Genomic DNA, 23,831 nt, shown 5'->3' on the forward strand with positions numbered 1-23,831 from the left:
ATGAAAACATGAATAAAAACAAATTTTCAAAAAATAGCGTTATCATTTGCTGTAATTACTGGTGGTATTGGTTTAACTTTAGGTGCAATAGCATATAATCAAACTAATAATTATAAGTCATTTTTAAATTGAGATTATACAGTGACTTGGGGGGCAACTATATGAGAACATCCAAGAGATGATAGTCATAAAATAGATTTATATTTTGGCATTAAACCAAAAAATGAAGGTGATACCAAATGGGATGGTATATATCCTGATGGATATTTTAATAAATAATCTAAATTTCCAAATTAATATATGAAATATTTTCATTATATTTATCAAATAAGTTAATATTATTTAATTGTATTTCTTGTTTATCAGTTATTAAAATTAAATCATAATTGCCAGCACCAAATATACCGCTAATTTCAATCCGATTTAAGTTATTAATCGGATTTTCAATTTGTAATTCAAATTCACTATTATTATCAATTTGTGCAATTTCTTTATAAAATTCTAATTTAGAAAATAATTGAGATTTATTTGAACCATATAAATTCAAAGCATTTTTAATTTTTGTTTTTTCAATAATTGTTTTTGTAAAGTATTTTCCATATTCACCATTTGCTAATGTTCAATCAGCAGGAATTAATGATGGAATATTATTACTTTCTAATTCATTGGTAATAGATAATCAGTTAAATTGGTTATCATCCAGTTTAAATAATTCATTTTGACTAATATCGTTATTCTTTAATTTAATATTATTTATATTTGTAAAATCAAAATAATTAGATTTTAATATTACTTTTGCATTTTTGAATTGTCAAATTTCGTCTTTATTAGGATGTATTGGATTTGATTTCAACTCAAAGTAATATGGTAATAAAATCTTATTATCATCATTTAAACCTTTATTAATTGACATACTTGAATAAATATTATTTGATAACATAATAACTATTTGCTTAAATATTTTTACTTGCTCTAAATCAATATAATTAGGATAATCTAATTTCCATTGTTTAAATAAATTAGTAATTACTTCATCAGGTTTTTGTCCCTCAAATTTTGCACGTAATTCTGCTATTTTATTGCCTAAATTATCTGGTTTAAAACCATCAAAATTACGATTATAATTATATGTATAAGTTAGCATATCTAATAATACTTTTTGTAAACTATCAATTGGTGGTTTATCATTTATTTCAATTTCAATATCATTAAAGTTCTGTGATAATTCAATAGCAATATATTTACTAGGATATGGTGGGGTTGGTTCTCTATGACTATATAATATATATTGTTCATTCTTTTTCATTTCAAAATCATCTAATTTTTTAGGTACTGGTGCTGGTCCATCATATTTACCAATTTTTGCATATGTTATTTTTGCATTATTAATAATTTCTTTTCTTGTTTCAGTTCCACCACCAATAGCAATTAAATCTAAAACTGATTTTTCTTGTCCTATAAATTGTTTTGCTAAGTTTCAAGGTAATATTTGTTCACTAAATCATTGTTGTAATATTCTAACTTTTGGTTGAGTTTCAATAGGCATTGATAATAGCGGAAATGCTATCTTATCTTTAACAAATAACTTTGGGTATACTTCCATATTGTCAACTTCACCAAGTACCTTTATATTTCCAAAAATCATGCTTCTAGGCGCTTTAATTTTTAAACCAATTACTTTGGTATCTTTGTCTAATGGTTTTTGTAATTTAATAATGATTGGATAACCATCTCTTGTTTTAAAATCTTTAATTTTAATAATAGTAATACTTTTAGTACTTCTAGTTTTTGGATTTTGATAAGGTTGTGAATAATTATTAATAATGTATAAATTATCAATATTATTTTCAGTTAATGGTTCATTTATACTCACTGCATATAATTTAAATTGATTTAATAAATTTATTTCTTGAAAAATTAAATTTTTAATATCAGTCATACTATATTCAATAGTATTATCATTAATGTTTGTACTTGCTCTTTGATTTAATTGCATAGTAAAGTCTGATGTTTCAACAGCAATAGTTTTTAATACTTTATCAATATCAATAAAACCAATTTTAATAGTATTTGCTGAAAATTTTAAACTATTATTTTCATTATTTTTAAATAAACGTTCAATTTCATAAATATAAATTGTTCTTTTTTTAAATTCATCGTATGCTCTATTAATATCTGGGTCACTAGTAGCACTCATCATATTAGTAAAATCATAAGGAATATTATCAATTAAATAATCATTTTCTACTTCTGCTTGATTAAGTTTAGTTTGTTTCTGTGGAAACTTCGTTTGTGGTTTGTTGTTGTTTTCCATTGTTCTCTCCTATTAATTGGTTATTTTCGGGGTTAAATAATTTTAATTTAACAGTTAAATTATTAATTTCTTGTTCATCATTAATATTAAAGGTTTTACTATTTAATAAGTCTTTATCAACACTTACTAATATTTGAATAAATTTAAGAATATCAATATTAAATTGTCATAATTTTTGTTCAATATAATTAATAGTTGAAATATTTACAGCTGTACTTTCGGGAACTGATTGTTGTGCAGATTTCTTTTGACTTGGTATATGAATACCACAACGTTTAAATATTTCATTAACATTTCAATCGTATATATCAGTTAAATTTTTACCTTTAAAATTACTATTTGTCATATTGATATTTTCGTTTTGTTCATTATTATCTCCACCACTTTTAAATATATAGTTTTTAGTAACTAATGTTCTTACTGCTTCTTCTAATGTTGATTGAACATTACCATAAGTTTGACTAAATATAAATTTAGGTGAATTTAAAATGGTATCTAAAACAATTTGTTCATAAATAACATCTAATGCTTTAATTTTATCCATTACTTTATCACAATCTGCTAACTCATTTGCTTTATTTCGCATAATTGATATTGGTATATAATTAATATTTAATGTTTGTTCTTGTAATAGATTAGGATTATTAATAAATGATTTAAAATCTAATGGAAATTGTTTTTTATTATCACTAATACTATAAATTGAGCGATTAATTGTTACTTGTTCATTATTTAATGTATAAATTTCAAATAATCTTACAGTTTGTGCATTTTGTTGATAACTATCATAAAAAATAGTACATTGAGTTAATTTACCACCAATATCATAAACTCTTTGTTGTATATCTACTACTTGAAAATATAAATCATCATTAGCAATATAAATTAAATAACCACTAATTCCTAATTTGCTTAATTTAAAAATAGAATTTCAATTTTTTCTATAAAATTCTTGTTGAATTAAGTATTTTTTAATAGTTTCATTATTAATATCTAATGGAGCATTATATAAATTAGCATTATTTTCTGCTACAAAATCAGTGAAATAAGTTTCATGATTAAAATCATTAAAACCAAAATAATTTAAAATTGAAGCATGAGTACTTTTATTTTTATTATTTAAAAATTTTACTTTTTCATTTTGATTATCACTAATATTACTTTTATCTTTTCTAAAAAATTTACCTAACATAATATTCACCACCTTTCTTAAAATATTTGATTAATTTTTAATATGATTTTTACAATGATAAATATAATTAAACCTGCTGTTGCTGATGATAAAATTACTCCTATTAAACCTAAAATAATTTTTATAATTTTAAAAAACATAATATTATTCCTGTAATTCTTCTAATTTTCATACATTACCTTTTAAATTACCTTTTCCAGTATAAATAGTAATCCATTTTGCATGTTGAACTGATAAAATTACTATATTAGTACTATCATTAAAGGTTTGTATTTGTACACCAGCAATTTTTTTATCAGTTATAATAAATTCTTGAATAGTATAAACTGGATTATATATACTTCAAGAATAATAAACTCTATAATGTTTATTTTCTTGAAAATCATAAGTAATTTGTCAATTATCTTATTTATTTTTCTCTCTTGTTCTTACATCTTTTCAATTTGAACTACTTGGACTTGGTGTTGGAGGAATATCTTTTAATTCAATATCTCAATTATTTTCTTCTATTTCATTAGTTTCTAAACTTTTTGAATTAATTTTTATAGGTTTATTTATATTAATTACACTTGGTGAAGTAATATCTAATGTATTACTTTTAATTCTATAAATTTTATTATTTGTCTTAGGCTTATATATTTTAGTTCCTAGTTTATTTCCATCTAGATTAGTTACTATTCAAGAATTACCATCAAAATATGATAGTATTAATTCATCATTTTCGGGTTGGACACTTAAATGAGCTTTAATTTCATTAGTAGAATTTGAATAATAACCTGCTGAATCAATAGCTACATTATGGGCTGTTGGTACTGCACCATAAAAGAAAAATACTCCTTTATGTCCTTGACTGTTTGACATATTAGGTGACCAAAAAATTTGATAATATGTATTTCTTGTTAAAATCATTGATTTTTGTTCTTCTCATTGTGGATTATTTAAAAAATCTTGTGGTGTTACTAAATAAGAACTTACAGATATTACATTATCTTCTGTAATATTAATGCCATGACCAGTACTTAATTTATTTTGTTTAGTATTAGTTAAAGCTGTAATATTTTTTTGTTGTTTAGCAGAAAAATCACAAGTTGGAGCATGTGTATAATCACCAATTTGTGGATTATTTTGTAATGCTTCTGGTGGTAATGTTCCAATTTCATCAGGTCAATCTAAAATCATTGTTTCAGTTTCTTTATCGTAATCTGTTGCAACATAACCTTTATTAATAAATTTACTAACAGAACCTCTATATATTTCATTTTCATTATCATCAACTAAATCATCATATAATTTAATTTGTTTTAATAATGTAAATTCTTTTTGTTGTTCAATTAATTCATCAACTTGATTTCTAGTATAAAATGCTTTTAAGTCAATTTTTTCAACATCTATTTCATCATCATTATAACTTGAAAATATTTGTTTTAATTCAGTTAATCTTGCTCATATTTTCATTCTACTAGGTGCTAAATCTCAAACATTAATCGTAGGAGTACTATTTGCACTAAATTGACTACCATTATTAAATTGAATAGTAGCATCAACATTAAATTCAATTGGTGTACGATTAAATACTCAATGTTCAACCATAACATAAACCATATCTCTTAATGTTTCTTTAATTAATTCATCTTTAAAACTATCAAAGGGAAATTTAGATAAAATAAAATCAAGATAAGCATTAATATCATTTTGAGCACGAATAGCAAAAGTTTTAAATCAATCATTAACATTAGGTCATGTTTGTATGTATTGCTGTGGAGTTTCTGTAATTTTTCCAGTTAATGGATATCAGTTATTATAATTTTCAAGACTGACACCAGTTCAAAGTTTATTAATCATAATTTATCATTCCTTAAAAAATGCTTGTTTATAATGATGAGTATGTTTTTTTGTTTTTCTATGTGTTATATGTTCAATTTCTTTTTGTATTTTATTTTTGTTTTTTCTTAATTTTTTCTTACTTTTTGCTATAACTTGACTATATGCAAATTTTTCTAAATGATGTAATAATCCTGTACCAAATAAAGTATTAACTGAAAATTTTAAACCAACACTTTTAAATGATTTATTTACATTTTCAATAGGATTATTAATAACATTTACTACTTTATGATAAGTTCTTACTATTCTAAATATTTCTCTATATACTTTAAAACTATCTCTAATTACTTGTTGAACCACTGGTGGAGCAAATGCTATTGCTTTTAATCATTTATTATGATTAACACCATAACCAATGTATCAACCACTATATTAACGATATCAATGGAATGGATGTATTTGAGTAACAAAAGTTTCTGCTTTAAGAATACTATCAACAACTGTAATTGGTTTATATTTAGTATTGCGATGATAAATAGTAATTGCACATTTATCTAATGATAAAGGTTGAATTTTACAACCCATAAATACTGGTGAATTTAATGGAATTAATCTTGTAATTTATATATACTTTCTCGTAATTTTTCAAAATATGGTGTATTTTTTCAAAATTTATTTAAACCTTTTTTTAAATAAAATCTAATATCCAAATATTTAAACAATTTATTTGCATTTAAAACAATCTTATGAATTGAACTTTTTTTAAAATCAAATTTAATAGCATTAGCACGAATTTTTTGTAAATCCAAAATTAAAGTTTTTCCATATCTATTTTCTGTGTGTATTGTATGAACTAAATTTAATCAATCATGTTGGTTCATAGATAATACTTTTTTTAAATCAGTATTATATTTTTTTAAAAAATTATTTGCTTTTTCAATATCTTTGATTTTAAATTTAGGAGTTAATTGTGGACTTAATTTTATTAATGTATTTTGTAATAATAAGTAATCTTTTAACTCCTGTGCTTCTAATTTTTGAAAATTATTTTTATATTGTCTTTCAGCAACATAACCTAAATCTCGTAATACTGTTTCACGATTAGGAGTAAAACTATAATTCATTAAATAACGTTTATTACCAATAATTTTATCTGTTAAAATTTCTTTTCCACCTACTTGACTAATAATTTCTTGTAAGTTTTTTACTTCTTTAATACCAACTTGTTCTAATGTTTTAGTTTCTTGTGCTAATTTAATAAATTTAGTTGTACGATAACCACGACTAATTTTATTCAGTCCAGCAAATGCAGGTAGTATATTAAAGAAAGTATTTAATTTTGTTACATTTCCTTTCAAATAATCATAAACTTGATTAATAGTAAAATCAGTTAAAAATTCTACACCAACAGCACTAATACTAGCAACTAAATCACTTGCACCTAATCCAAGTGTAAAACTTTCACTTAATCCACCAGTAAAAGGAGCAAGTGCTACTGCTATAACTTGTACACCAATCATTTCTAAAATTTCTCATCAAAAACTTTTATTTTCTTGTTGGTTACTTGTTCTAGTATGTTTTGGTTTATTTATGTTTAAAAGTATTGCTGTACTAGTTGTACCAATTGGCATGATATTAATTTCCTTTATTTAAGAGTTATTTTAATTGGATTTGTTGTTCCTTTATAATTTAAGTCATTAACATTTGCAGTAATAGTTATATATAAGTCACCTGCTTTTTGTTTTTGATTACTTACATTAGTTTTTCCTTGTGCATCACTAAAATATTTAATAGTTGGATTTGTTAAATTTGGATTTAATGATTTAAGTTCATTAGTACTTTTTATTTGTGTGTTTAATTCATTATTATTGTTATTAACATTTGCAGTAATATCGGTTGTTAAACTTGTGATTTTAGTTTTTAAATCAGGTTTTTCTGTTTTAATAACTCCACATAACATTCAACGTGATGTTGTTTCATTATTAGAAATATATGGGATTGCTTCTCCAACAACTTCACCAGCAACTTTATATGCTCTTCCTGCTTTATCATCTTTAATAAAATCTACATAAATAACTGTATTTTCTATCATGTATCTTTTCATTGCTCTTGGTGTTGCTAAAATAAAGGTCATTAATTGTTGTTCATTTTTATCATTAGTAAAAATCATATAGTCATCAAGAACGATTTCACATAATACGCCTTTTACATATAAATTATTTCCATTTAAACGTAATTGTTGTGCCAACTGATTATCGGTAATTAAACCTTTATTATCTGCTAAATAAACTAAACTATCATAAAGACCATTAGTAATAAAAAATTTACTATTTGCAATGTTTCTAAATTGAAACAAAGTATTTCAAGCAGATAACATTGATTTTAAATAGCCTACTGGTGTTGTATCTTCAATATCGATTTTAGTAGCAAATTTTGCAATTGCTTGTGTATCATCAATTGCCAATTTATCTGCTAAATCATTTGCAACTTCATATTGCATACTATCTAATAAATTTTGTCCATTATTTGCTTTTAAATCTACATCTGCAATAATTTCTCCTGCAAGATATTTTTTAGTTATTTTTTTACTAATTTTATCTGTATCAACATATGGTAATTCATATCTTTTACTTTTATCATCCCAAGCAATAATTTTTACTTCCGGTTTTTTTGGTTTTTTAACAATAAACTCAATATTTACTGAGTCAACAATTTCAGTAGGGAAAAAGTTTGCCCATGGACTATTTGAAATTTTAAAAAACTCTATAAATTCTGGTGCTTCTACTAATCTCTCTGTATTGTCTAAATTTTGATTAAATGGTACTGACATTTTATTTCTTCCTTTCGTTTATAAATAATTTTTCTTTTTATAATTAATTAAAAAATTTTCTTTGTCATTTGTTTTATTATTAATAATTATTTGTTTATTGCCACCTGTATTAATTGTTTGTTTAAATACCGGTTGTTCTTTAATCATTTTTTTAATAGTTTCTTCAATTTTTGAATTTTCTATATTACTTGTTTTAAATTTTAAATAATCATAAAATTCAGTTTTAACTTGATATTTTTTAAATATATTAATCATTTCTTTTTCTTTAATTTCTTGATTAAGTTTATTTAACTTATTTTCTGCTTCATTAACTTTATTTTCTATTTCTTGTTGAGCATTATTTTCAGTTAAAGGTTCAGTTGTTTGTTGAACATTATTTTCATTTTCTAACATTTAACATTCTCCTAATCTTATCCCAATAATCAATCTTTAACTAATTGTGGCATTTCACTTATTAGTTTTTTATAATCATTAACAGCATTTTCTAATGTATTGATATCAGAAAATTTAAAACAATTATCAATATGTAAATCAAAATCTCTATCAATACTGATATCTTGTTTTCTATATTTTTCATTAAATTCAATTTTTGTCATATTATTTTTCTCCTTTATTAATTTTTTCGTTTAATTTTGCTAATTTTTTTTGATGTTTTATAATTTTGTTATTTGCTCTAACATGTTTTGGAGTTGTGATAAATCTTTTTAATAAAACAATAATTTCTCTGCAAATTAATGTTCCAACACTTGTTCCAATAATTATTAATTCATGTAAAAATTCTTTCATTTGAATATTTTCCTTTCAACTATTTATTTTTAATTTTTAATTATTCATCAAATTGACCACCATTAATTCTTTCAATCATTGATTGTGAATTACTTATAATTTCTACTAATACAGATATTTCTTTATTGAATTCTTCTATTCTTTCTTTATATGTTTTTATTTGATGATTATAATATTCAATTAATTTTTCTTTATTCATAAATTATTCACCTCCTTTATAAATTCATGTGATTATAATCTCAATTTAATGAAGCATTATCGTGATTTAATGGTACTTCGCTCATATTATCACTACCATAATATTGACTTGCAGTTTCACTATTAATAGTAAATCTATTGTCATTAATTAATCTTGTAGTTTCATAATTAAATGATGTTTCTTGCATTTCTTGAATATGATTTGTAGTTTCCATAGGTAGTAAATTATGGATTATTTCACTTGCACCAGCAATAATAGTAGGTACTGCATAAGCATTATTAAAATCATTATTAATTCCCATTGCTACACCACTTGATATTAAACATCCACCAGTTGCCATATTACAAATCTTTCTTATTGTTTCAAATTTATTAGGTATTAACTCAGTTAATCCACTAATAAGATTTGAAATACCATAAGCATTTAATGAAATATAAGTATCTCAATCCATTAATGACTGATGTTCTTGTTTATTTAATAATAATCATGGAGGACCCTCAGTTGTAGTTGTAGTAGTTATTGGACTTGGTGATGTTGGAATAATAGGATTAATATTATTTTCTATTCATTTACTATAATTTGCTAAACCAATTGTTCCTAAACCTAATAATATTTTTTTAGAACTATTAATTAATTTACTTTTAGTATTTGGTCTTTGATTTAAATTTCATATATCTAAACCTAATTTTTTACCAAATAATAAACTATTAATTGAACCTAATACTGGATTTGCAATTACTTGACCATAATAAGCACTTGTACCAATCATTGCACAAATTGGACTTATTCCAGTTCTAATTAATTTAGTTAAAGTATAATTTGATTGATTTTCTATACTTGGCATTTTATTCTCCTTTAATTTTCTAATTTTTTAACTGTTACTTTAATTCAACCTTGATAAACATCATTATCACCAACTATTAATGCAACATTACTTTCTGGGTCAGAAACAATTATGTGTTTTGATTTAACATTGGGGTATTGTCTTAAAATAATTGCTCTAATATCATTACTTGTATGAATTGCTTTGGGAAATGGTGATAATATTTCAATTTCATCTTTATTTTCAAACAAAGTAGGCAATATTATCATTAATGAAATTCTCCATTTTCTATAAACTCAATTACTTTATAATAAGCAGTAAGTTTACCTGCTTCTTTTAATGAATCACATAAACAAATACTAATTTGTTTATTTAATCAGATAATTAATTTTTCATTATATTTATTAATTACTTTTTGTTTAAATTCTTCTCTTAATTTTTCTATATTATATAAATGTTCTTCTGTTATTTCTTTATTACGTTTTTTATTATATTCATTAATAATTTCTTGGTCTTTATTCACTATCTATTTCTCCTTATTTTTAGTTAAATTATTAACTATTATTTCTAAACATTTCATACATCAATTTTTACTTAATCAGATTCTTTTATTACATTTTTTACATTTATTCATTATTAAATTCACCATTAATTATTTTTTGTAATAAAATATCAAGTATTAAATCTATTTCTGTACCATTATAGAATTTTTGTTGTTTTTTAATATAATTAATTAATTTTTCTTTATTCATTTTTATTCCTTTCATTTTTTAAATCATTTAACATTAATTGAACAAAATGCACGATTTTTAGGAATGTTTAAAGTATTAAAAATTTGACCAGTTACTATAATTTCATCGTTTTTGTTTAATAAAATACATCGTTTATAAAATTTTGGGTTATTAAAAATTAAAGTAACATAGTTTAATCCATTTCATTGACCACGAACACTATAATATAATTGTTTATTACCTTTTTCATGATATTTTGCTTCAATAGTGTTACTAAGTTTTACTGTTAATTTAACGTAATTTTCTTTATTCTTCATTTTTATAATTCCTTAAATAATATTGAATATGTTTATAAGCGTCTTGTTCATGTTTTGTAAATTTTATATTTCCTTTATAATTTTCTATTTTATTTTTGTTTTTTGGTTCACTTTCTAAATAATCTCAATTCATAACATCTTGTATCAATACCATTAAAGCACCAATAATTTTGGGAGTTGCTAATGGATTAGTTAATAACTGTTTTGAACTTAAAAAAAATTTTCTACAATAACTAATATTTTTTTATTTTTAAATTGTTTTTTAATTAATTCAAAATATTCTTTATATATATTTTTACTTTCTAAAACTGTTTTTGCTTTAAATGTTTCATTAAAAATAATATTATTAGTCTCATTTGAATATATAACAATTCCACTTGTACCAATACCAGCGGGGTCAATACCAATAATTAAGTCATATTGCATTTATTAATCATCCATACATCAATCACAAACATATCCATATGGTTTTGTATAATCTAAATGTTCTTCAATATCATAATCATCTTCAAATTTTCTAATATCATGTTGTTCTGCTTCTTCTTCTGTTTTAAACTGATAAAGCATAGTAATTTTTTCTTCTTTATATAATTCATTACATTCAACACATCTTTTTCTTCTATTGTTAGTTTTATTCATAATCAAAATATCCTTTTAAATTATTTTTGCTGTTTGTTTAAGATATTTAGGTAATTTATCATAACAACTATCACATATTAAATAAGGTATAGACCAATTTTTATATTTAATAGTTTTAGTAGAATTATTAATACAATCTCATCAAATTTTATTTATACAAACTCTTAATTCACATTTTTTATTTTCATTAATATTCATTTTTATATTATTCATAATTTATTTATATTTTTTTCTGCTTATTAATATTCAAAAACATTTATTACAAGTTTTATTTGCAAATGATGAATTTTTATAACATATATCACAAGAACTAATTTTTCTATAATTTCTACTATATTTCATAAGCATTTTATTCCTTTCTTTAATTTTTACTTACAGTAATTAATAAAATTATTAATCCAATTAAAGTTGAAATTAAAGTAATAATTATTTTTATTTTCAAGAACTTTTTTTGATGTTCTTTTGCTATTTTTATTTTTTGTTCTATTAATTCTTTTTTGTCTTTTTCTTCCATTTTTACTTTCTTTTCTAATATATTCTATTGCTTTTAGCAGCATAAAGAATATATATTTTTATTTTTAGATTATTAATACTATTAATTATATTTTTTAAGAAAAATGGGCTCAAAAATAAATTATGAAATTTTAAAAAACATTAAGGCATTCGATTCAATATTTATTTAATTTGTGTTTAACAAATTAATATTTTAATTGAACCGGCACCGCTTAATTTTTTTTACAAGTTTGAAATTTATTTTTTCGCCCAAAAAAATTTTTCAAAAAACAATAAAAAATAAAACCAACACTTGCTCACTGGGGAGTGGCAAGGTTGGTTAAATAAAGAATAGAATTAATACAATAGGTCCCTACAACAGAGGTCTATATATACTAGTTTCCAATTCGCTCCCACCCCAAGAATTACCATTTAATGGTTAGTATAATTTATTAGGTATCACTCCACTTTTTATTTATCCATGCAAGTCCACATGTTCTAGCTACTATTTTTAACAACTGTGTTGTAGTTCACTTTTTTAGTTCCCTAACACGTGTTGATAATAGTGTTAAAGAAGATTATTAATTATTAACTTTCTCCTACTTGGTCACTGCGTGTAGTAGATATTTAAAGGGTGCTAATAATAAAAAATTTTAAAATTTTACAATTACAAAAAAAGACAAGATTATTTCTTGTCTTTTTCCTTGTTGATAATTTTAATTTAACTTATAAAATGTATATTTTATTTTTTTTAAATACGTCGAATATAAAATATAAATTTAATGTTTTAAGAAAAGAGAGTAATTTTGTCTAATTTTAATGATTTTTAAAATAATTCATCTGGAAATAAGTTAATTATGTAGTAATTTAATTTCCTACTTTTTTGGGAACCTCCCTAATATTAGAACTATTTAATAATTTAGTTTTATAAGAATGTCTTTGATTTAAATTTCAAATATCTAAACCTAATTTTTTACCAAATAATAAACTATTAATTGAACCTAATAATGGATTACTTATTACTTGACCATAATAAGCACTTGTACCAATCATTGCACAAATTGGACTTATTGAAGAGCGAAGTATTTTTATTAAAGTATAATTATTTGTTTCCATTTTTATTCTCCTTATTTTTTTCCTTAAAATAATTTTTAATACCTTTATTATATATTTCTAATAAATGATTTAATACTGCTTGTTCTCTTTGATATTGATAAGTTGCGACTATACATTTATTAGGTTTATGATTAGCACATATATGTTCTTCTGACATTCTTTCAATCATTTTATTCTCCTTCATTAATTTCTATTTCTAAATTAGAAATAATACATTCTAATATATAAATAAAATCTTTTACTAAATGAAATTGTGATTTTTTTAATAAATCTTTAATTTTCATTTCTTTATAATATCGTAGATGATGTAATTTAATATTACGTGCAATTACTTCTTTATTCATTTTTATTCTCCTTTTATAAATATAAATTTAAATTTCATATTTCCAATAGTATCTCTATTATTACCACAAATAATTAAATATCCTGTTTGATTATTTTCTAATATTCATGAATAAAAAATATCTTGTGGATATAATTTTGGATATAAATTTAATGATAATAAATAACATAAAGCATCTTCTTTATTTTTTAATAAACTTACTGTTGGGCATTTTATTTCTTTTGGGCTTTTTTCATTATAAAATCATTCAGTTCTAATGTTTCTCATTATTTCACATCCTTTTATGAACTCATCAGCACCGTAATAAACGGTGGACTATAGAATTATAATGTTATCCAAATTTTAATAATTCTATAGTTTCGTTCTGTATAAAATAAAATTTAGGACTTACATTGACATATTATTTAAGCAAGAATAAAAAATAGGGAATAGGAGTTAGAAAGGGTATATGTCAAATGCCTAAATATTAATTATTATTTTCTTTCCTTATCTTTATTTAATTTTTCATTTTCATATTGGATAAAACAAATTTTATGCATATATCAATATGTTTTTATTGTTATTTTAAAAAATCTAAAACTATTTTTTACTCACTCGCCATCCATTATGGATTTTTTACAATAATTACATTTATGAATTATCATTATCAAATTCTCCATTTTCTATACATTTTAGTAATGATTTTATATATAAACATTGTGCTTCACTTACTATTTGTAAATCATTATTTAAATAATTAATTAATTTTTGTTTATATTCGTTTTTATACTCATCAATAATATCTTGGGTAGTAATTTCCATTTTTTATTTTCCTTTCATTAAACTTCAAAATTTTCTATAATTTCTTCTTCTTTTTCTAATTCTTTTAATTTAGATAAAGCAGAATTTATGTCAGTATTATCAGTTGAATTAGTAATAGCATCAATAGTATCATGATATTCTTTAAACTTAGGATTTGAATCAATAATATCAATAATATGATTATTTGGATTATCAATATATATTTTTTCATTTTCAGTAATAATTGCTTGGTCATTTTCATAAGCAGTTTGCATATCAACTGACATAATTCCCCATTTTCTTAATAATTGAGTTAATACAGTTTTTTTAGCCATACTATCAAAATCACTAACAATAAATTTTTGATTCTTTTTATATGTTTCACTATATTTATTAAAATGTTCTATTATTTGTTCAGTTGTTCAATATAAATTTTTTTCAAAACCATTTTTTAATTTAAAATAAGCACAATAACCTACTATTTTTGATTTTAATCTTTCAATAGGATTTTCAATAAATTTAAATTTTATTTCATCTTTTAAATAATCAATCTTTTTTAATTCTCCTTCTCTAACTTCAATAACATTAATTTTTTTATATTGTTGACTTCTTTGTGCTAATTGAATATAACGTTTATATCCCATTTGAAACTGTGCTTCTTTAACAGTTACTCAATTACCTTTTTCATCTTTATATTTACGATTAAAAGGTACAACTCAACAATAACCAAAATTCTTTTCTAATGGTAATTGTAATAATGTTGCTTGATAACATGCTTCTAATATTGTAGTTAAACTAGTTTTTGCTAAACCTAATTGATTTTTAATTGCTAAAGCATTACTTTTAAATCTTTGTACTTCTTTTTCACTCATATTATTACCTTGATTTTTATTAGTAAATCATTGTTCAATAGTTAATGAATTTTTATTATTAGTTAAATCATTACTCATTATTTTCTTCTCCTTTTTTATTTAATAATTCTAAAATTTCATCTAATTTTTTATTAATTTTTCCTAAATATTTTAATAAAATTAAAATTGATTTATCCATTATTATCATCCTTTTTACTTGTTATTTCATCAACTATTATTTCTAAACATTTCATACATCAATTTTTACTTAACCAAATTCTTTTATTACAATATTTACATTTATTCATACTTATTTATCCTTGTTTTTAATAAACTTAATTCATATTTAATTTGTTTTCTAATTTCAAATTCAATTACTTCATCATGCGAATATTCTAATAATTCATTTAAATATTTAATATTTTCTTTAATTTGCTCTATGTTTTCTTTATTCATTTTCATTTTTATTTTCTCCTTTAAAATAATTTATTTTTGCTTCTAATCATTCATTTATTAATTCATGTGTTATTTCTATTTTTATTTCTTGCTGAGTATTTTTATTAGTTAAATAAACATAAGTTTTATAAGATGGAGTTATACCATTCTCAAGTAACATACAATAATAAGCAGTTAATTGTAATTTAATTCTTTTTAATTTATCATCATCAATACAAGCATAAGTTTTATAATCTATTAAATAATATTTATTTTCTTTTTTATTTAAATAAACTAAATCTGGTGTTCCAGCAACTAAAGTATCAGTAATAGGTTTTTCTATAATAAATTCATAATTATTTTTATCTTTAAATTTTTCTTTTAAAAACATAAGTGATTTTTTACAATAAGAATAATTTATTGAATTTGTTACTGGTTTTAATTTTTTTAATAAATCATTAATAATATTTTCTTCATTAATATTTTGTAAATATAATTCATTAAGTTTATGAACTCATTTACCACGAACTGAAGCATTTTTTAATACTTCTGGTGCTATATGACTATAACCAAAACCTAAATAATTATCAATAATTCTAGAAACTGATATTAATTCTTTATCATCTAAAAAATATTGATGAGTTTCTTTTTTAAAACTTAATTTACTCATATTTATTTTTACCTATTAATATTCAAAAACATTTATTACATAATCTATTACCAAAAGAAGATTGTTTTCTACATTTATCACAAGAACCAATCATTCTATATTCTCTATATTCCATAAATATTTTTTCCTTTCATTAATATTTAGAAGCAATAATTATTAATGTTAAAATCATAATAATTATTCAAATTGTTAAAAATATAATTCTACTTTTTCATGATTTTTTATAAAATTCTTTTTGTTCCTCAATTAATTCAATTTGTTCTTTTAATAATTTATTTTGTAATTCTTCATTTTCTTTTTCTTCCATATTTAATTTTTCCTTTCATTAATTAAGTTTTTCTTTAAGTTTTTCTTGATTTGGATATTGCATATCTAATTCAAATGCTAATATTTCATAATGTATAATATATGCATCTTCTAATAAATGATGTTTATAATTTTTATGAAAATTATTTGCTTCCTTAAATGTATAAAAAACTTTATATTTTGTTTCAAATGTATAATTAACTTTGTATTTTACTAAATAAACGTATGTCATATTTATTTTTCTCCTTTTAATTTTTTATTGTGTTATGATATTGTTAATAAGGTATGTATTTATATATAAAACCCCCTATTTTCTTAAATAATACAAATGTAATTGTGAATTAGATTAATGGGTTCTTTACTGAGCCATAATAAGGCTATTCAAATTAATCTATAATTACATTAAGCGATACAGTGTAACATTTTAACTTGCTTAACATTAAATGCTCTTTTATACTGATATAGAAGTATTTACATTTCGTACTCACTATTAGACTTCTACGACAGTTTTATTAAGTTTTAATCTTTTAACAAAAAAAGAACGATATAACTATCGTTCTTTTTTATCCAATTATGAATCTAAGGGTTAAAGTGATGCGCCTTATTACAAGTTTATGATTTATATACTTTAACGCAATCAGGGAATAAACGTTTAGTTAACGCTCAAATGTTTTTAATTTTGAAATATATTGAAAATGAAGTACGAAAAAATAAAAATGATAATGAAATTAATAATAAACAACAATGAATTTCAATTACTATTGATGAAGCCCATTTACTTATTGATAAAGAATTTCCAGCAGCATTATTATTTATGTATCAAATTGTTAAGAGAATTCGTAAGTATACAGGTATGATAAATATTATTACACAAAATATTAACGATTTTCTTGGTTCTGAAGAAATTAAAAAATATACTACTGCTATTATTAACTCAAGTCAATATTTAAAAGTATTAAACTTACAACCTCATGATTTAGCGGCATTAAATGAATTGTATTCTTCATATGGTGGCATTTCTGCTAATGAAACTGATTTTATTGCTCGTGCTAAAGTTGGTGAATGTCTTTTTGCTATTTCTAGTTTATATCGTATGTGTTTAAATATTAATGTTAGTGATGCTGAAACACAAGCAATTAAAAATATAAAAAATAAAGAAATTGAAAATTAGTATATTTTTTTATACATTATCGATTTCATCAATAATTGTTAATTTATTTTAAATTAAATATAAAGATACTTTCATATTAATAAAACTTATAAGTTTTATTAATATTATTTTATTTAAATAAAAAATTTTATAAAACAATAAAAAATAAGTTGATAAAATTGAAAATTTTTACTATAATAAATATAATTAAACCAGCAACAGCAGAAGATAATAAAACTCCAATTAAACTTAAAATAATTTTTATAATTTTTCAAATCATAATTTTATTCCTGTAATTCTTCTAATTTTCATGTATTACCTTTATCGCTACCTTTTAAAGAATAAATAGTAATAAATTTTGAGTGTTGTACTGATAAAACTAAGACATTAGTATTATTGTTAAAAACTTCTATTGGTACACCTGCTATTTTTGTATTAGTTATAATAAATTCTTTAATTGCAAAAACATTATTATATATATTTCAAGAATAATAAACTTTATATCTTTTATTAACTATAAAATCATAAGTAATTTGTCAATTATCTCATTTATTTTTTTCTCTTATTCCTACTTCTTTTCAAATTGAACTACTTGGAGGAATTGGAATTGGTTGTGGTTGTTTTTTGATAATTTCATTAATAGCACCAGCAACAGTTTTATCAGTAGTTTCTAAATTAGGAATTTCAGTACCAATAGTATTTATAGAAAAAGCATATTTGAATTGGTCTTTATCCATTTTATTGTCTAATTTTTTATCTACTTCTTCTTTTTTATAATAATCAGTTAAATCAGTTTTCCCGCAAGTAGCACTAATTTTATTATTTTCATCAATTTTAATATTTTCACCAGCAATTAACTTATCTTGTTTTTTATCTAATAATTGATTTGTTTCTAGTTTTGTATAATAATCATGTTCAGTATTTTCTTCTGCTATAAATTCAGTTGGTGTATCTATTCCTTGATATTGATATATTTCTTCTATATCACCAATTAAATTAATTTTTCCACGTTCAGGATAAGAATTACCGCCACCACTAAATTCTTTCTTTTTATTGTTATAGTAAATCGTTCCGGTATTTAAAATTCTTTTATTTTGGATTTGTTCACTATACGTCATGGAATCAACATTTAGCAATTCAAATTCATTAAAAACATTATTTAAATAAATTTTAATTACTTTATAAAATTTCATAAAGTTATTTTCTGTTGAATATTGATAACTGATTTTAATAAAATATCATTTAAATATTTCTATATTATTATTTTCAACTTTTTTTCATAAGGGACTAGTTTCAATATTAAATCAATTATTTTTAACATCATTAATATTTTCGTTTGTTTTAATTAATTCACTATTTAATTTGGTAATTTCATTTTCATTTGTAGTAATTCGTTTTTGTTGTTTAGCAGAAAAATCACAAGTTGGTGCATGTGTATAATCACCAATTTGTGGATTGTTTTGTAAAACATCAGGTGGTAATGTTCCAATTTCATTAGGTCAATCTAAAATCATAGTTTCAGTTTTTGAGTCATATTCTGTTGCAACATAACCTTTATTTATTAAATTTGTAACTGGTCCCCTATATGTTTCATTTTTATTACCATTAATGGTATCATCATATAATTTTATTTGCTTTGATAATGTAAATTCTTTTTGTTCTTGAATTAATTCATTAACTTGGTTTCTAGTATAAAATGCTTTTAAGTCAATTTTTTCAACATCTATTTCATCATTATTATAATTTGAAAATATTTGTTTTAATTCTGTTAATCTTGCTCATATTTTCATTCTACTAGGTGTTAAATCTCAAATATTAATCGTAGGAGTACTACTTGCACTAAATTGATTACCATTATTAAATTGAATAGTAGCATCAACATTAAATTCAATTGGTGTACGATTAAATACTCAATGTTCAACCATAACATAAACCATATCTCTTAATGTTTCTTTAATTAATTCATCTTTAAAACTATCAAAAGGAAATTTAGATAAAATAAAATCAAGATAAGCATTAATATCATTTTGAGCACGAATAGCAAATGTTTTAAATCAATCATCAACATTTGGTCATGTATTTATATATTGTCGTGGTGTTTCTGTAATTGTTCCAGTTAATGGATATCAGTTATTATAATTTTCTAAACTGACACCAGTTCAAAGTTTATTAATCATATTTTATCATTCCTTAAAAAATGCTTTTTTATAACGTTTGGTTTTTGATTTAGTTTTTCTATGTGATATATGTATAATTTCTTTTTGTAATTTTTTCTTTCCTTTTTTTACAACTTGATTATATGCAAATTTTTCTAAATGTCTTAACAATCCAGTACCAAATACAGTATTAACTGAGAATTTTAAACCAACCCTTTTAAATGATTTATTGACATTATCAATAGGATTATTAATAACATTAATTACTTTATGATAAGTTCTAATTGTCCTTAATATTTGCCTATAAATTTTAAAACTATCTTTAATCATTTGTTGTACAACTGGTGGAGCAAAAGCAATACTTTTTAATCATTTATTTTGACTAACTCCATATCCAATATATCAACCGCTATATCATCTATATCAATGAAATGGATGTATTTGAATAACAAAAGTTTCTGCTTTGATAATACTATCAATAACTACAATTGGTTTATATTTAGGATTACGATGATAAATAGTAATTCCACATTTATCTAATGATAAAGGTTGAATTTTACAAGCCATAAATACTGGTGAATTTAATGGAATTAATTGTGCATGTTTAATTGCTTTCTTTTCAGCACTTGTAAATACATCAATTGTTTTTTCTTTTAATTTATTAATTTTTTCAAATGCTTGTTTTTCTAATTTTTCGAATTTCTCTTGTAATTTATAAATATTTATTCTTATTTTTTCAAAATATGAAGTATCTTTTCAAAATTTATTTAAACCTTTTTTAAAATAAAATTTAATATCAAAATATTTAAAAGTTTGATTTGCTTTTAATACTAATTTATGAATTGAACTATTTTTAAAATTAAATTTAATTGCATTAGCACGAATTTTTTGTAAATCTAAAATTAAAGATTTTCCATATCTATTTTCTGCATGTATTGTATGAACTAAATTTAATCAGTCATGTTGGTTCATTTTTAATACTTCTTTTAAATCAGTATTATATTTTTGTAAAAAATTGTTTGCTTTATCAATATCTTTAATTTTAAATTTAGGAGTTAACTGTGGACTTAACTTTATTAATTCATTTTGTAATAATAAATAATTTTTTAATTCTTGTACTTCTAATTTTGCAAAATTATTTTTATATTGTCTTTCAGCAACAAAACCTAAATTTTGTATTATTGTTTCGCGATTTGGAGCATGGTTATAATTAAATAAATAACGTTTATTTCCAATAATTTTATCTGTTAAAAATTGTTTTTCACTTACTTGACTAATGATTTCTTGTAAATTTTTTGCTTTTTTAATACCAATTTGTTCTAATGTTTTAGTTTTTTCTGCTAAACTAATAAATTTAGTTGTACGATAACCACGACTAATTCTATTAAGTCCAGCAAATGCAGGTAATATATTAAAAAAAGTATTTAATGGTGTAACATTTCCTTTTAAATAATCATAAACTTGATTAATAGTAAAATCAGTTAAAAACTCTACACCAACAGCACTAATACTAGCAAGTAAATCACTTGCACCTAAACCAAGTGCTAAACTTTCACTTAATCCACCAGTAAAAGGAGCAAGTGCTACTGCTATTACTTGTACACCAATCATTTCTAAAATTTCTCATCATCAACTTTTATGTTCTTGTTGTTGACTTGTTCTAGTATGTTTTGGTTTATTTATGTTTAAAAGTATTGCTGTACTAGTTGTACCAATTGGCATAATAATTATCCTTATTTAAGAGTTATTTTTATAGGATTTGTTGAACCTTGATAATTTTTATCAGTGTCATTAGTAGTGATTACTACATATAAATCTCCTGCTTTTTGGTTTTGATTACTTACATCAACTTGACCTTGGGCATCACTAAAATAATTAATAATTGGAGTTGTTAAATTTGGATTTAAATTATTTAGTTCAGTTGTATTTTTAATTGTTGTATCTAATAATTTATTCTTTTTAGTAGTATCAGCAGTAATATTAGTTGTTAATGTTGTAATTTCTTCACTTAAATATTTTTTATTAACAATACCACATAACATTCATCTTGATTCTGTTTCTGAGTTTTACATATAAGGAATAGATTCTCCTGTTACTTGTCCACCAACTAAATATCTTTTTGGAACTTTACCATCTTTAATATCTTCAACATATATACTAGTTTGTTGTAACATATATCTTTTCATTGCTTTTGGTGTTGCTAAAACAAAATTCATAATTTGATTTTTATTTTCAGTATTTTTAAATGTCATATAATCATCCATAACAATTTGACATAATACACCTTTAATATATAAATTTGTTCCATTTAATCTTAATTGTTGTGCTAGTTGATTATCAGTAATTAAACCTTTATTATCTGCTAAATAAACTAAAGTATCATAAAGACTATTTGTTATAAAAAATTTACAATTATTACTATTTCTTAATTGAAATAAAGTATTTCATGCTGATAACATTGATTTTAAATATCCTACTGGTGTTGTATCAGTAATGATTACTTTTTTGGCAGATTTAGCAATTGTATTTGTATCATTATTTGCTAAATAATCTGCTAAATCATTAGCAACTTCATATTGCATACTTTCTAGTAAATTTTGCCCATTATCTGCAAATAAATCAACTTCACCAATCATTTCTCCTGTACTAGCTTCTTTTGTAATTTCTTTAATAATTTTATCAGTATCAACATAACCAACTTCTAATTCTTTACTTTTATCATTTCAATGAAGTATTTTGAATGTTGGGTCTTTTGGTTTTTTAACTATAAATTCAATTTTTGTAGAATTAACCATTTCAATTGGAAAAAAACTTGCTCATGGACTATTTGATTGTTTATAAAATTCTATAAATTCAGGTGTTTCTACTAATTTTGTAGTATTATCTAAATTTTGTTTAAATGGCACTGGATTTGGCATTTTAAATTTTCCTTTCTTTTATAAATTATTTTTCTTTTTATAATCTAATAAACTACTTTTTATTGAAGTTTCTTGATTTGTTAATATTGTTTCTTGTTTACCACCTGTATTAATTGGTTCTTTAAATAGTGGTTGTTCTTTAATCATTTTTTTAATAGTTTCTTCAATTTTTGAATTTTCTATATTACTTGTTTTAAATTTTAAAAATTCATAAAATTCTTTTTTAACTTGATATTTTTTAAATATATTAATTATTTCTTTTTCTTTAATTTCTTGATTAAGTTTATTTAACTTATTTTCTAATTCAACAATCTTAATTTCTTGCTCTTGTTGTAAATTATTATTTTCAGTTAAAGGTTCAGTATTTTGTTCAACATTAGTTTCATTTTCTAACATTTAAATCACACCTTTATTATTTATTTTCTTTTCCATTAATTTTTTCATTAAGTTTTGCTAATTTTTTTTGATGTTTCATCACTTTATTATTTCTTCTAATATGTTTTGGAGTTGTAATAAATCTTTTAAATCAAACAATTAATTCTCTACAAATTAATGTTCCTACACTTGTTCCAATAATAATTAATTCATGTAAAAATTCTTTCATTTTCAATTATTTCCTTTCAATTATTTATTTTTAATTATTCGTCAAATTGACCATTATTAATTCTTTCAATCATTGATTTTGAATTACTTATAATAGTTACCAATAAAGATATTTCTTTATTTAATTGTTCCATTCTTTCCTTATATGTCTGAATTTCATTGTTATAATATTCAATCAATTTTTCTTTATTCATTAGTTATCATCTCCTTTATAAACTATCATATGTAGTTGGTCTTTCATATAAAACATCACTACTTCCACTATTATTACTAATAGCATCACTATTAATTAATCTTCTTGTTTCATTTGTAAATGATGTTTCTTGCATTTCTTGATTATGATTTGTAGTTTCCAT

44 protein-coding genes are annotated in these 23,831 nt (G+C 22.0%); 2 read left to right on the plus strand and 42 right to left on the minus strand.

Going from position 1 to position 23,831, the window contains the following annotated elements:
- Positions 1 to 279: a hypothetical protein gene (locus AACK83_RS03185; RefSeq protein ID WP_338958492.1), complete on the plus strand. Its 279-nt coding sequence runs from the start codon at positions 1 to 3 to the stop codon at positions 277 to 279.
- Between the two features lies 1 nt (position 280).
- On the opposite strand, the gene AACK83_RS03190 is transcribed toward AACK83_RS03185, so the two are convergent.
- From AACK83_RS03190 to AACK83_RS03350, 33 genes are all read right to left on the minus strand, one after another.
- Positions 281 to 2,314, minus strand: a complete 2,034-nt coding sequence (locus AACK83_RS03190) for a hypothetical protein (protein ID WP_338957607.1) — start codon at positions 2,312 to 2,314, stop codon at positions 281 to 283.
- Positions 2,265 to 3,506, minus strand: coding sequence for a hypothetical protein (locus AACK83_RS03195; RefSeq protein WP_338957608.1), 1,242 nt, complete (start codon positions 3,504 to 3,506; stop codon positions 2,265 to 2,267). The genes AACK83_RS03190 and AACK83_RS03195 overlap by 50 nt, the downstream gene beginning before the upstream one ends.
- Positions 3,507 to 3,523: 17 nt before the next feature.
- On the minus strand, positions 3,524 to 3,646 hold the full coding sequence (locus AACK83_RS03200) for a hypothetical protein (RefSeq protein ID WP_255495924.1): 123 nt from the start codon (positions 3,644 to 3,646) through the stop codon (positions 3,524 to 3,526).
- A gap of 265 nt (positions 3,647 to 3,911) precedes the next feature.
- Positions 3,912 to 5,348: a hypothetical protein gene (locus AACK83_RS03205; protein ID WP_338958499.1), complete on the minus strand. Its 1,437-nt coding sequence runs from the start codon at positions 5,346 to 5,348 to the stop codon at positions 3,912 to 3,914.
- A 3-nt stretch (positions 5,349 to 5,351) separates the two neighbouring features.
- Complete coding sequence (locus AACK83_RS03210; protein WP_338958501.1) at positions 5,352 to 5,690, minus strand: hypothetical protein; 339 nt, start codon at positions 5,688 to 5,690, stop codon at positions 5,352 to 5,354.
- 72 nt (positions 5,691 to 5,762) lie between these two features.
- Positions 5,763 to 5,915 carry a hypothetical protein gene (locus tag AACK83_RS03215; RefSeq protein WP_338959378.1) on the minus strand — a complete coding sequence of 51 codons (153 nt, stop codon included), beginning with the start codon at positions 5,913 to 5,915 and terminating at the stop codon, positions 5,763 to 5,765.
- Positions 5,916 to 5,938: 23 nt separating this feature from the next.
- Positions 5,939 to 6,961, minus strand: a complete 1,023-nt coding sequence (locus tag AACK83_RS03220) for a hypothetical protein (protein WP_338959380.1) — start codon at positions 6,959 to 6,961, stop codon at positions 5,939 to 5,941.
- Between the two features lie 14 nt (positions 6,962 to 6,975).
- The gene (locus AACK83_RS03225; protein WP_338958508.1) at positions 6,976 to 8,160 is read right to left on the minus strand and encodes a hypothetical protein; all 1,185 of its coding nucleotides are present in this window, start codon (positions 8,158 to 8,160) and stop codon (positions 6,976 to 6,978) included.
- 18 nt (positions 8,161 to 8,178) lie between these two features.
- Positions 8,179 to 8,553 (minus strand): hypothetical protein, encoded by a 375-nt coding sequence (locus AACK83_RS03230; RefSeq protein ID WP_338958511.1) that lies wholly within the window; start codon positions 8,551 to 8,553, stop codon positions 8,179 to 8,181.
- A 17-nt stretch (positions 8,554 to 8,570) separates the two neighbouring features.
- A complete protein-coding gene (locus AACK83_RS03235) occupies positions 8,571 to 8,756 on the minus strand; it encodes a hypothetical protein (RefSeq protein WP_174480219.1) in 186 nt (61 codons plus the stop codon).
- 1 nt (position 8,757) lies between these two features.
- Positions 8,758 to 8,946 (minus strand): hypothetical protein, encoded by a 189-nt coding sequence (locus tag AACK83_RS03240; protein WP_174481134.1) that lies wholly within the window; start codon positions 8,944 to 8,946, stop codon positions 8,758 to 8,760.
- Positions 8,947 to 8,986: 40 nt separating this feature from the next.
- Positions 8,987 to 9,145: a hypothetical protein gene (locus AACK83_RS03245; protein ID WP_338957615.1), complete on the minus strand. Its 159-nt coding sequence runs from the start codon at positions 9,143 to 9,145 to the stop codon at positions 8,987 to 8,989.
- A gap of 16 nt (positions 9,146 to 9,161) precedes the next feature.
- On the minus strand, positions 9,162 to 9,989 hold the full coding sequence (locus AACK83_RS03250; RefSeq protein WP_338958513.1) for a hypothetical protein: 828 nt from the start codon (positions 9,987 to 9,989) through the stop codon (positions 9,162 to 9,164).
- 11 nt (positions 9,990 to 10,000) lie between these two features.
- Positions 10,001 to 10,237, minus strand: a complete 237-nt coding sequence (locus AACK83_RS03255; RefSeq protein ID WP_281748585.1) for a hypothetical protein — start codon at positions 10,235 to 10,237, stop codon at positions 10,001 to 10,003.
- The gene (locus AACK83_RS03260) at positions 10,237 to 10,491 is read right to left on the minus strand and encodes a hypothetical protein (RefSeq protein WP_338957620.1); all 255 of its coding nucleotides are present in this window, start codon (positions 10,489 to 10,491) and stop codon (positions 10,237 to 10,239) included. The genes AACK83_RS03255 and AACK83_RS03260 overlap by 1 nt, the downstream gene beginning before the upstream one ends.
- Positions 10,492 to 10,594: 103 nt before the next feature.
- Entirely contained in the window at positions 10,595 to 10,720 is a 126-nt protein-coding gene (locus AACK83_RS03265) for a hypothetical protein (protein ID WP_338956665.1), read from the minus strand.
- Positions 10,721 to 10,722: 2 nt separating this feature from the next.
- Positions 10,723 to 11,016 carry a hypothetical protein gene (locus AACK83_RS03270; protein ID WP_338957621.1) on the minus strand — a complete coding sequence of 98 codons (294 nt, stop codon included), beginning with the start codon at positions 11,014 to 11,016 and terminating at the stop codon, positions 10,723 to 10,725.
- Positions 11,006 to 11,170, minus strand: a complete 165-nt coding sequence (locus AACK83_RS03275) for a hypothetical protein (RefSeq protein WP_338958519.1) — start codon at positions 11,168 to 11,170, stop codon at positions 11,006 to 11,008. Before AACK83_RS03275 ends, AACK83_RS03270 begins: the two co-directional genes overlap by 11 nt.
- A gap of 56 nt (positions 11,171 to 11,226) precedes the next feature.
- Positions 11,227 to 11,442, minus strand: coding sequence for a hypothetical protein (locus tag AACK83_RS03280; protein ID WP_338959382.1), 216 nt, complete (start codon positions 11,440 to 11,442; stop codon positions 11,227 to 11,229).
- Positions 11,443 to 11,445: 3 nt separating this feature from the next.
- Positions 11,446 to 11,655, minus strand: coding sequence for a hypothetical protein (locus tag AACK83_RS03285; RefSeq protein WP_338957623.1), 210 nt, complete (start codon positions 11,653 to 11,655; stop codon positions 11,446 to 11,448).
- A 15-nt stretch (positions 11,656 to 11,670) separates the two neighbouring features.
- Positions 11,671 to 11,853 (minus strand): hypothetical protein, encoded by a 183-nt coding sequence (locus AACK83_RS03290; protein ID WP_338957624.1) that lies wholly within the window; start codon positions 11,851 to 11,853, stop codon positions 11,671 to 11,673.
- Positions 11,854 to 12,016: 163 nt separating this feature from the next.
- Positions 12,017 to 12,169, minus strand: a complete 153-nt coding sequence (locus AACK83_RS03295; RefSeq protein WP_338957626.1) for a hypothetical protein — start codon at positions 12,167 to 12,169, stop codon at positions 12,017 to 12,019.
- Between the two features lie 845 nt (positions 12,170 to 13,014).
- Positions 13,015 to 13,263, minus strand: a complete 249-nt coding sequence (locus tag AACK83_RS03300) for a hypothetical protein (RefSeq protein WP_338959384.1) — start codon at positions 13,261 to 13,263, stop codon at positions 13,015 to 13,017.
- Positions 13,250 to 13,432: a hypothetical protein gene (locus AACK83_RS03305; RefSeq protein ID WP_338957966.1), complete on the minus strand. Its 183-nt coding sequence runs from the start codon at positions 13,430 to 13,432 to the stop codon at positions 13,250 to 13,252. The genes AACK83_RS03300 and AACK83_RS03305 overlap by 14 nt, the downstream gene beginning before the upstream one ends.
- Before the next feature lies 1 nt (position 13,433).
- The gene (locus AACK83_RS03310) at positions 13,434 to 13,607 is read right to left on the minus strand and encodes a hypothetical protein (RefSeq protein WP_338957968.1); all 174 of its coding nucleotides are present in this window, start codon (positions 13,605 to 13,607) and stop codon (positions 13,434 to 13,436) included.
- A 2-nt stretch (positions 13,608 to 13,609) separates the two neighbouring features.
- Positions 13,610 to 13,873, minus strand: coding sequence for a hypothetical protein (locus AACK83_RS03315; protein WP_338957971.1), 264 nt, complete (start codon positions 13,871 to 13,873; stop codon positions 13,610 to 13,612).
- A gap of 363 nt (positions 13,874 to 14,236) precedes the next feature.
- Positions 14,237 to 14,407 (minus strand): hypothetical protein, encoded by a 171-nt coding sequence (locus tag AACK83_RS03320; protein WP_338957973.1) that lies wholly within the window; start codon positions 14,405 to 14,407, stop codon positions 14,237 to 14,239.
- Positions 14,408 to 14,424: 17 nt separating this feature from the next.
- Positions 14,425 to 15,336: a recombinase RecT gene (locus AACK83_RS03325; RefSeq protein WP_338959385.1), complete on the minus strand. Its 912-nt coding sequence runs from the start codon at positions 15,334 to 15,336 to the stop codon at positions 14,425 to 14,427.
- A gap of 201 nt (positions 15,337 to 15,537) precedes the next feature.
- Entirely contained in the window at positions 15,538 to 15,693 is a 156-nt protein-coding gene (locus tag AACK83_RS03330) for a hypothetical protein (protein WP_338957979.1), read from the minus strand.
- Positions 15,686 to 16,342, minus strand: a complete 657-nt coding sequence (locus tag AACK83_RS03335; RefSeq protein ID WP_338958532.1) for a PD-(D/E)XK nuclease family protein — start codon at positions 16,340 to 16,342, stop codon at positions 15,686 to 15,688. Before AACK83_RS03335 ends, AACK83_RS03330 begins: the two co-directional genes overlap by 8 nt.
- Positions 16,335 to 16,457, minus strand: a complete 123-nt coding sequence (locus tag AACK83_RS03340; RefSeq protein WP_338957985.1) for a hypothetical protein — start codon at positions 16,455 to 16,457, stop codon at positions 16,335 to 16,337. The genes AACK83_RS03335 and AACK83_RS03340 overlap by 8 nt, the downstream gene beginning before the upstream one ends.
- An 18-nt stretch (positions 16,458 to 16,475) precedes the next feature.
- The gene (locus tag AACK83_RS03345; RefSeq protein WP_338957988.1) at positions 16,476 to 16,649 is read right to left on the minus strand and encodes a hypothetical protein; all 174 of its coding nucleotides are present in this window, start codon (positions 16,647 to 16,649) and stop codon (positions 16,476 to 16,478) included.
- 18 nt (positions 16,650 to 16,667) lie between these two features.
- Positions 16,668 to 16,880, minus strand: coding sequence for a hypothetical protein (locus AACK83_RS03350; RefSeq protein WP_338957990.1), 213 nt, complete (start codon positions 16,878 to 16,880; stop codon positions 16,668 to 16,670).
- A gap of 447 nt (positions 16,881 to 17,327) precedes the next feature.
- On the opposite strand from AACK83_RS03350, the gene AACK83_RS03355 reads away from it, so the two are divergent.
- The gene (locus AACK83_RS03355) at positions 17,328 to 17,819 is read left to right on the plus strand and encodes a hypothetical protein (RefSeq protein WP_338959387.1); all 492 of its coding nucleotides are present in this window, start codon (positions 17,328 to 17,330) and stop codon (positions 17,817 to 17,819) included.
- Positions 17,820 to 17,946: 127 nt separating this feature from the next.
- On the opposite strand, the gene AACK83_RS03360 is transcribed toward AACK83_RS03355, so the two are convergent.
- From AACK83_RS03360 to AACK83_RS03400, 9 genes are read right to left on the minus strand one after another with little or no spacing between them, the layout of a single operon-like run.
- On the minus strand, positions 17,947 to 18,078 hold the full coding sequence (locus AACK83_RS03360) for a hypothetical protein (RefSeq protein WP_338959389.1): 132 nt from the start codon (positions 18,076 to 18,078) through the stop codon (positions 17,947 to 17,949).
- Between the two features lie 4 nt (positions 18,079 to 18,082).
- The gene (locus AACK83_RS03365; protein WP_338959391.1) at positions 18,083 to 19,975 is read right to left on the minus strand and encodes a hypothetical protein; all 1,893 of its coding nucleotides are present in this window, start codon (positions 19,973 to 19,975) and stop codon (positions 18,083 to 18,085) included.
- Positions 19,976 to 19,978: 3 nt separating this feature from the next.
- Entirely contained in the window at positions 19,979 to 21,676 is a 1,698-nt protein-coding gene (locus AACK83_RS03370; protein WP_338959392.1) for a hypothetical protein, read from the minus strand.
- 11 nt (positions 21,677 to 21,687) lie between these two features.
- Positions 21,688 to 21,996: a hypothetical protein gene (locus AACK83_RS03375; RefSeq protein WP_338959394.1), complete on the minus strand. Its 309-nt coding sequence runs from the start codon at positions 21,994 to 21,996 to the stop codon at positions 21,688 to 21,690.
- Between the two features lie 24 nt (positions 21,997 to 22,020).
- Positions 22,021 to 22,872 (minus strand): hypothetical protein, encoded by an 852-nt coding sequence (locus AACK83_RS03380; protein ID WP_338959395.1) that lies wholly within the window; start codon positions 22,870 to 22,872, stop codon positions 22,021 to 22,023.
- Positions 22,873 to 22,890: 18 nt separating this feature from the next.
- The gene (locus AACK83_RS03385; protein WP_338957549.1) at positions 22,891 to 23,268 is read right to left on the minus strand and encodes a hypothetical protein; all 378 of its coding nucleotides are present in this window, start codon (positions 23,266 to 23,268) and stop codon (positions 22,891 to 22,893) included.
- 16 nt (positions 23,269 to 23,284) lie between these two features.
- Positions 23,285 to 23,476, minus strand: a complete 192-nt coding sequence (locus AACK83_RS03390) for a hypothetical protein (protein WP_338957816.1) — start codon at positions 23,474 to 23,476, stop codon at positions 23,285 to 23,287.
- Positions 23,477 to 23,510: 34 nt separating this feature from the next.
- A complete protein-coding gene (locus AACK83_RS03395; protein ID WP_338957552.1) occupies positions 23,511 to 23,669 on the minus strand; it encodes a hypothetical protein in 159 nt (52 codons plus the stop codon).
- A gap of 15 nt (positions 23,670 to 23,684) precedes the next feature.
- The gene (locus AACK83_RS03400; RefSeq protein WP_338959396.1) at positions 23,685 to 23,831 is read right to left on the minus strand and encodes a hypothetical protein; all 147 of its coding nucleotides are present in this window, start codon (positions 23,829 to 23,831) and stop codon (positions 23,685 to 23,687) included.

Source organism: Spiroplasma endosymbiont of Tiphia femorata, from assembly GCF_964020225.1.
Classification (GTDB): Bacteria; Bacillota_I; Bacilli_A; order Mycoplasmatales; family VBWQ01; genus Spiroplasma_E.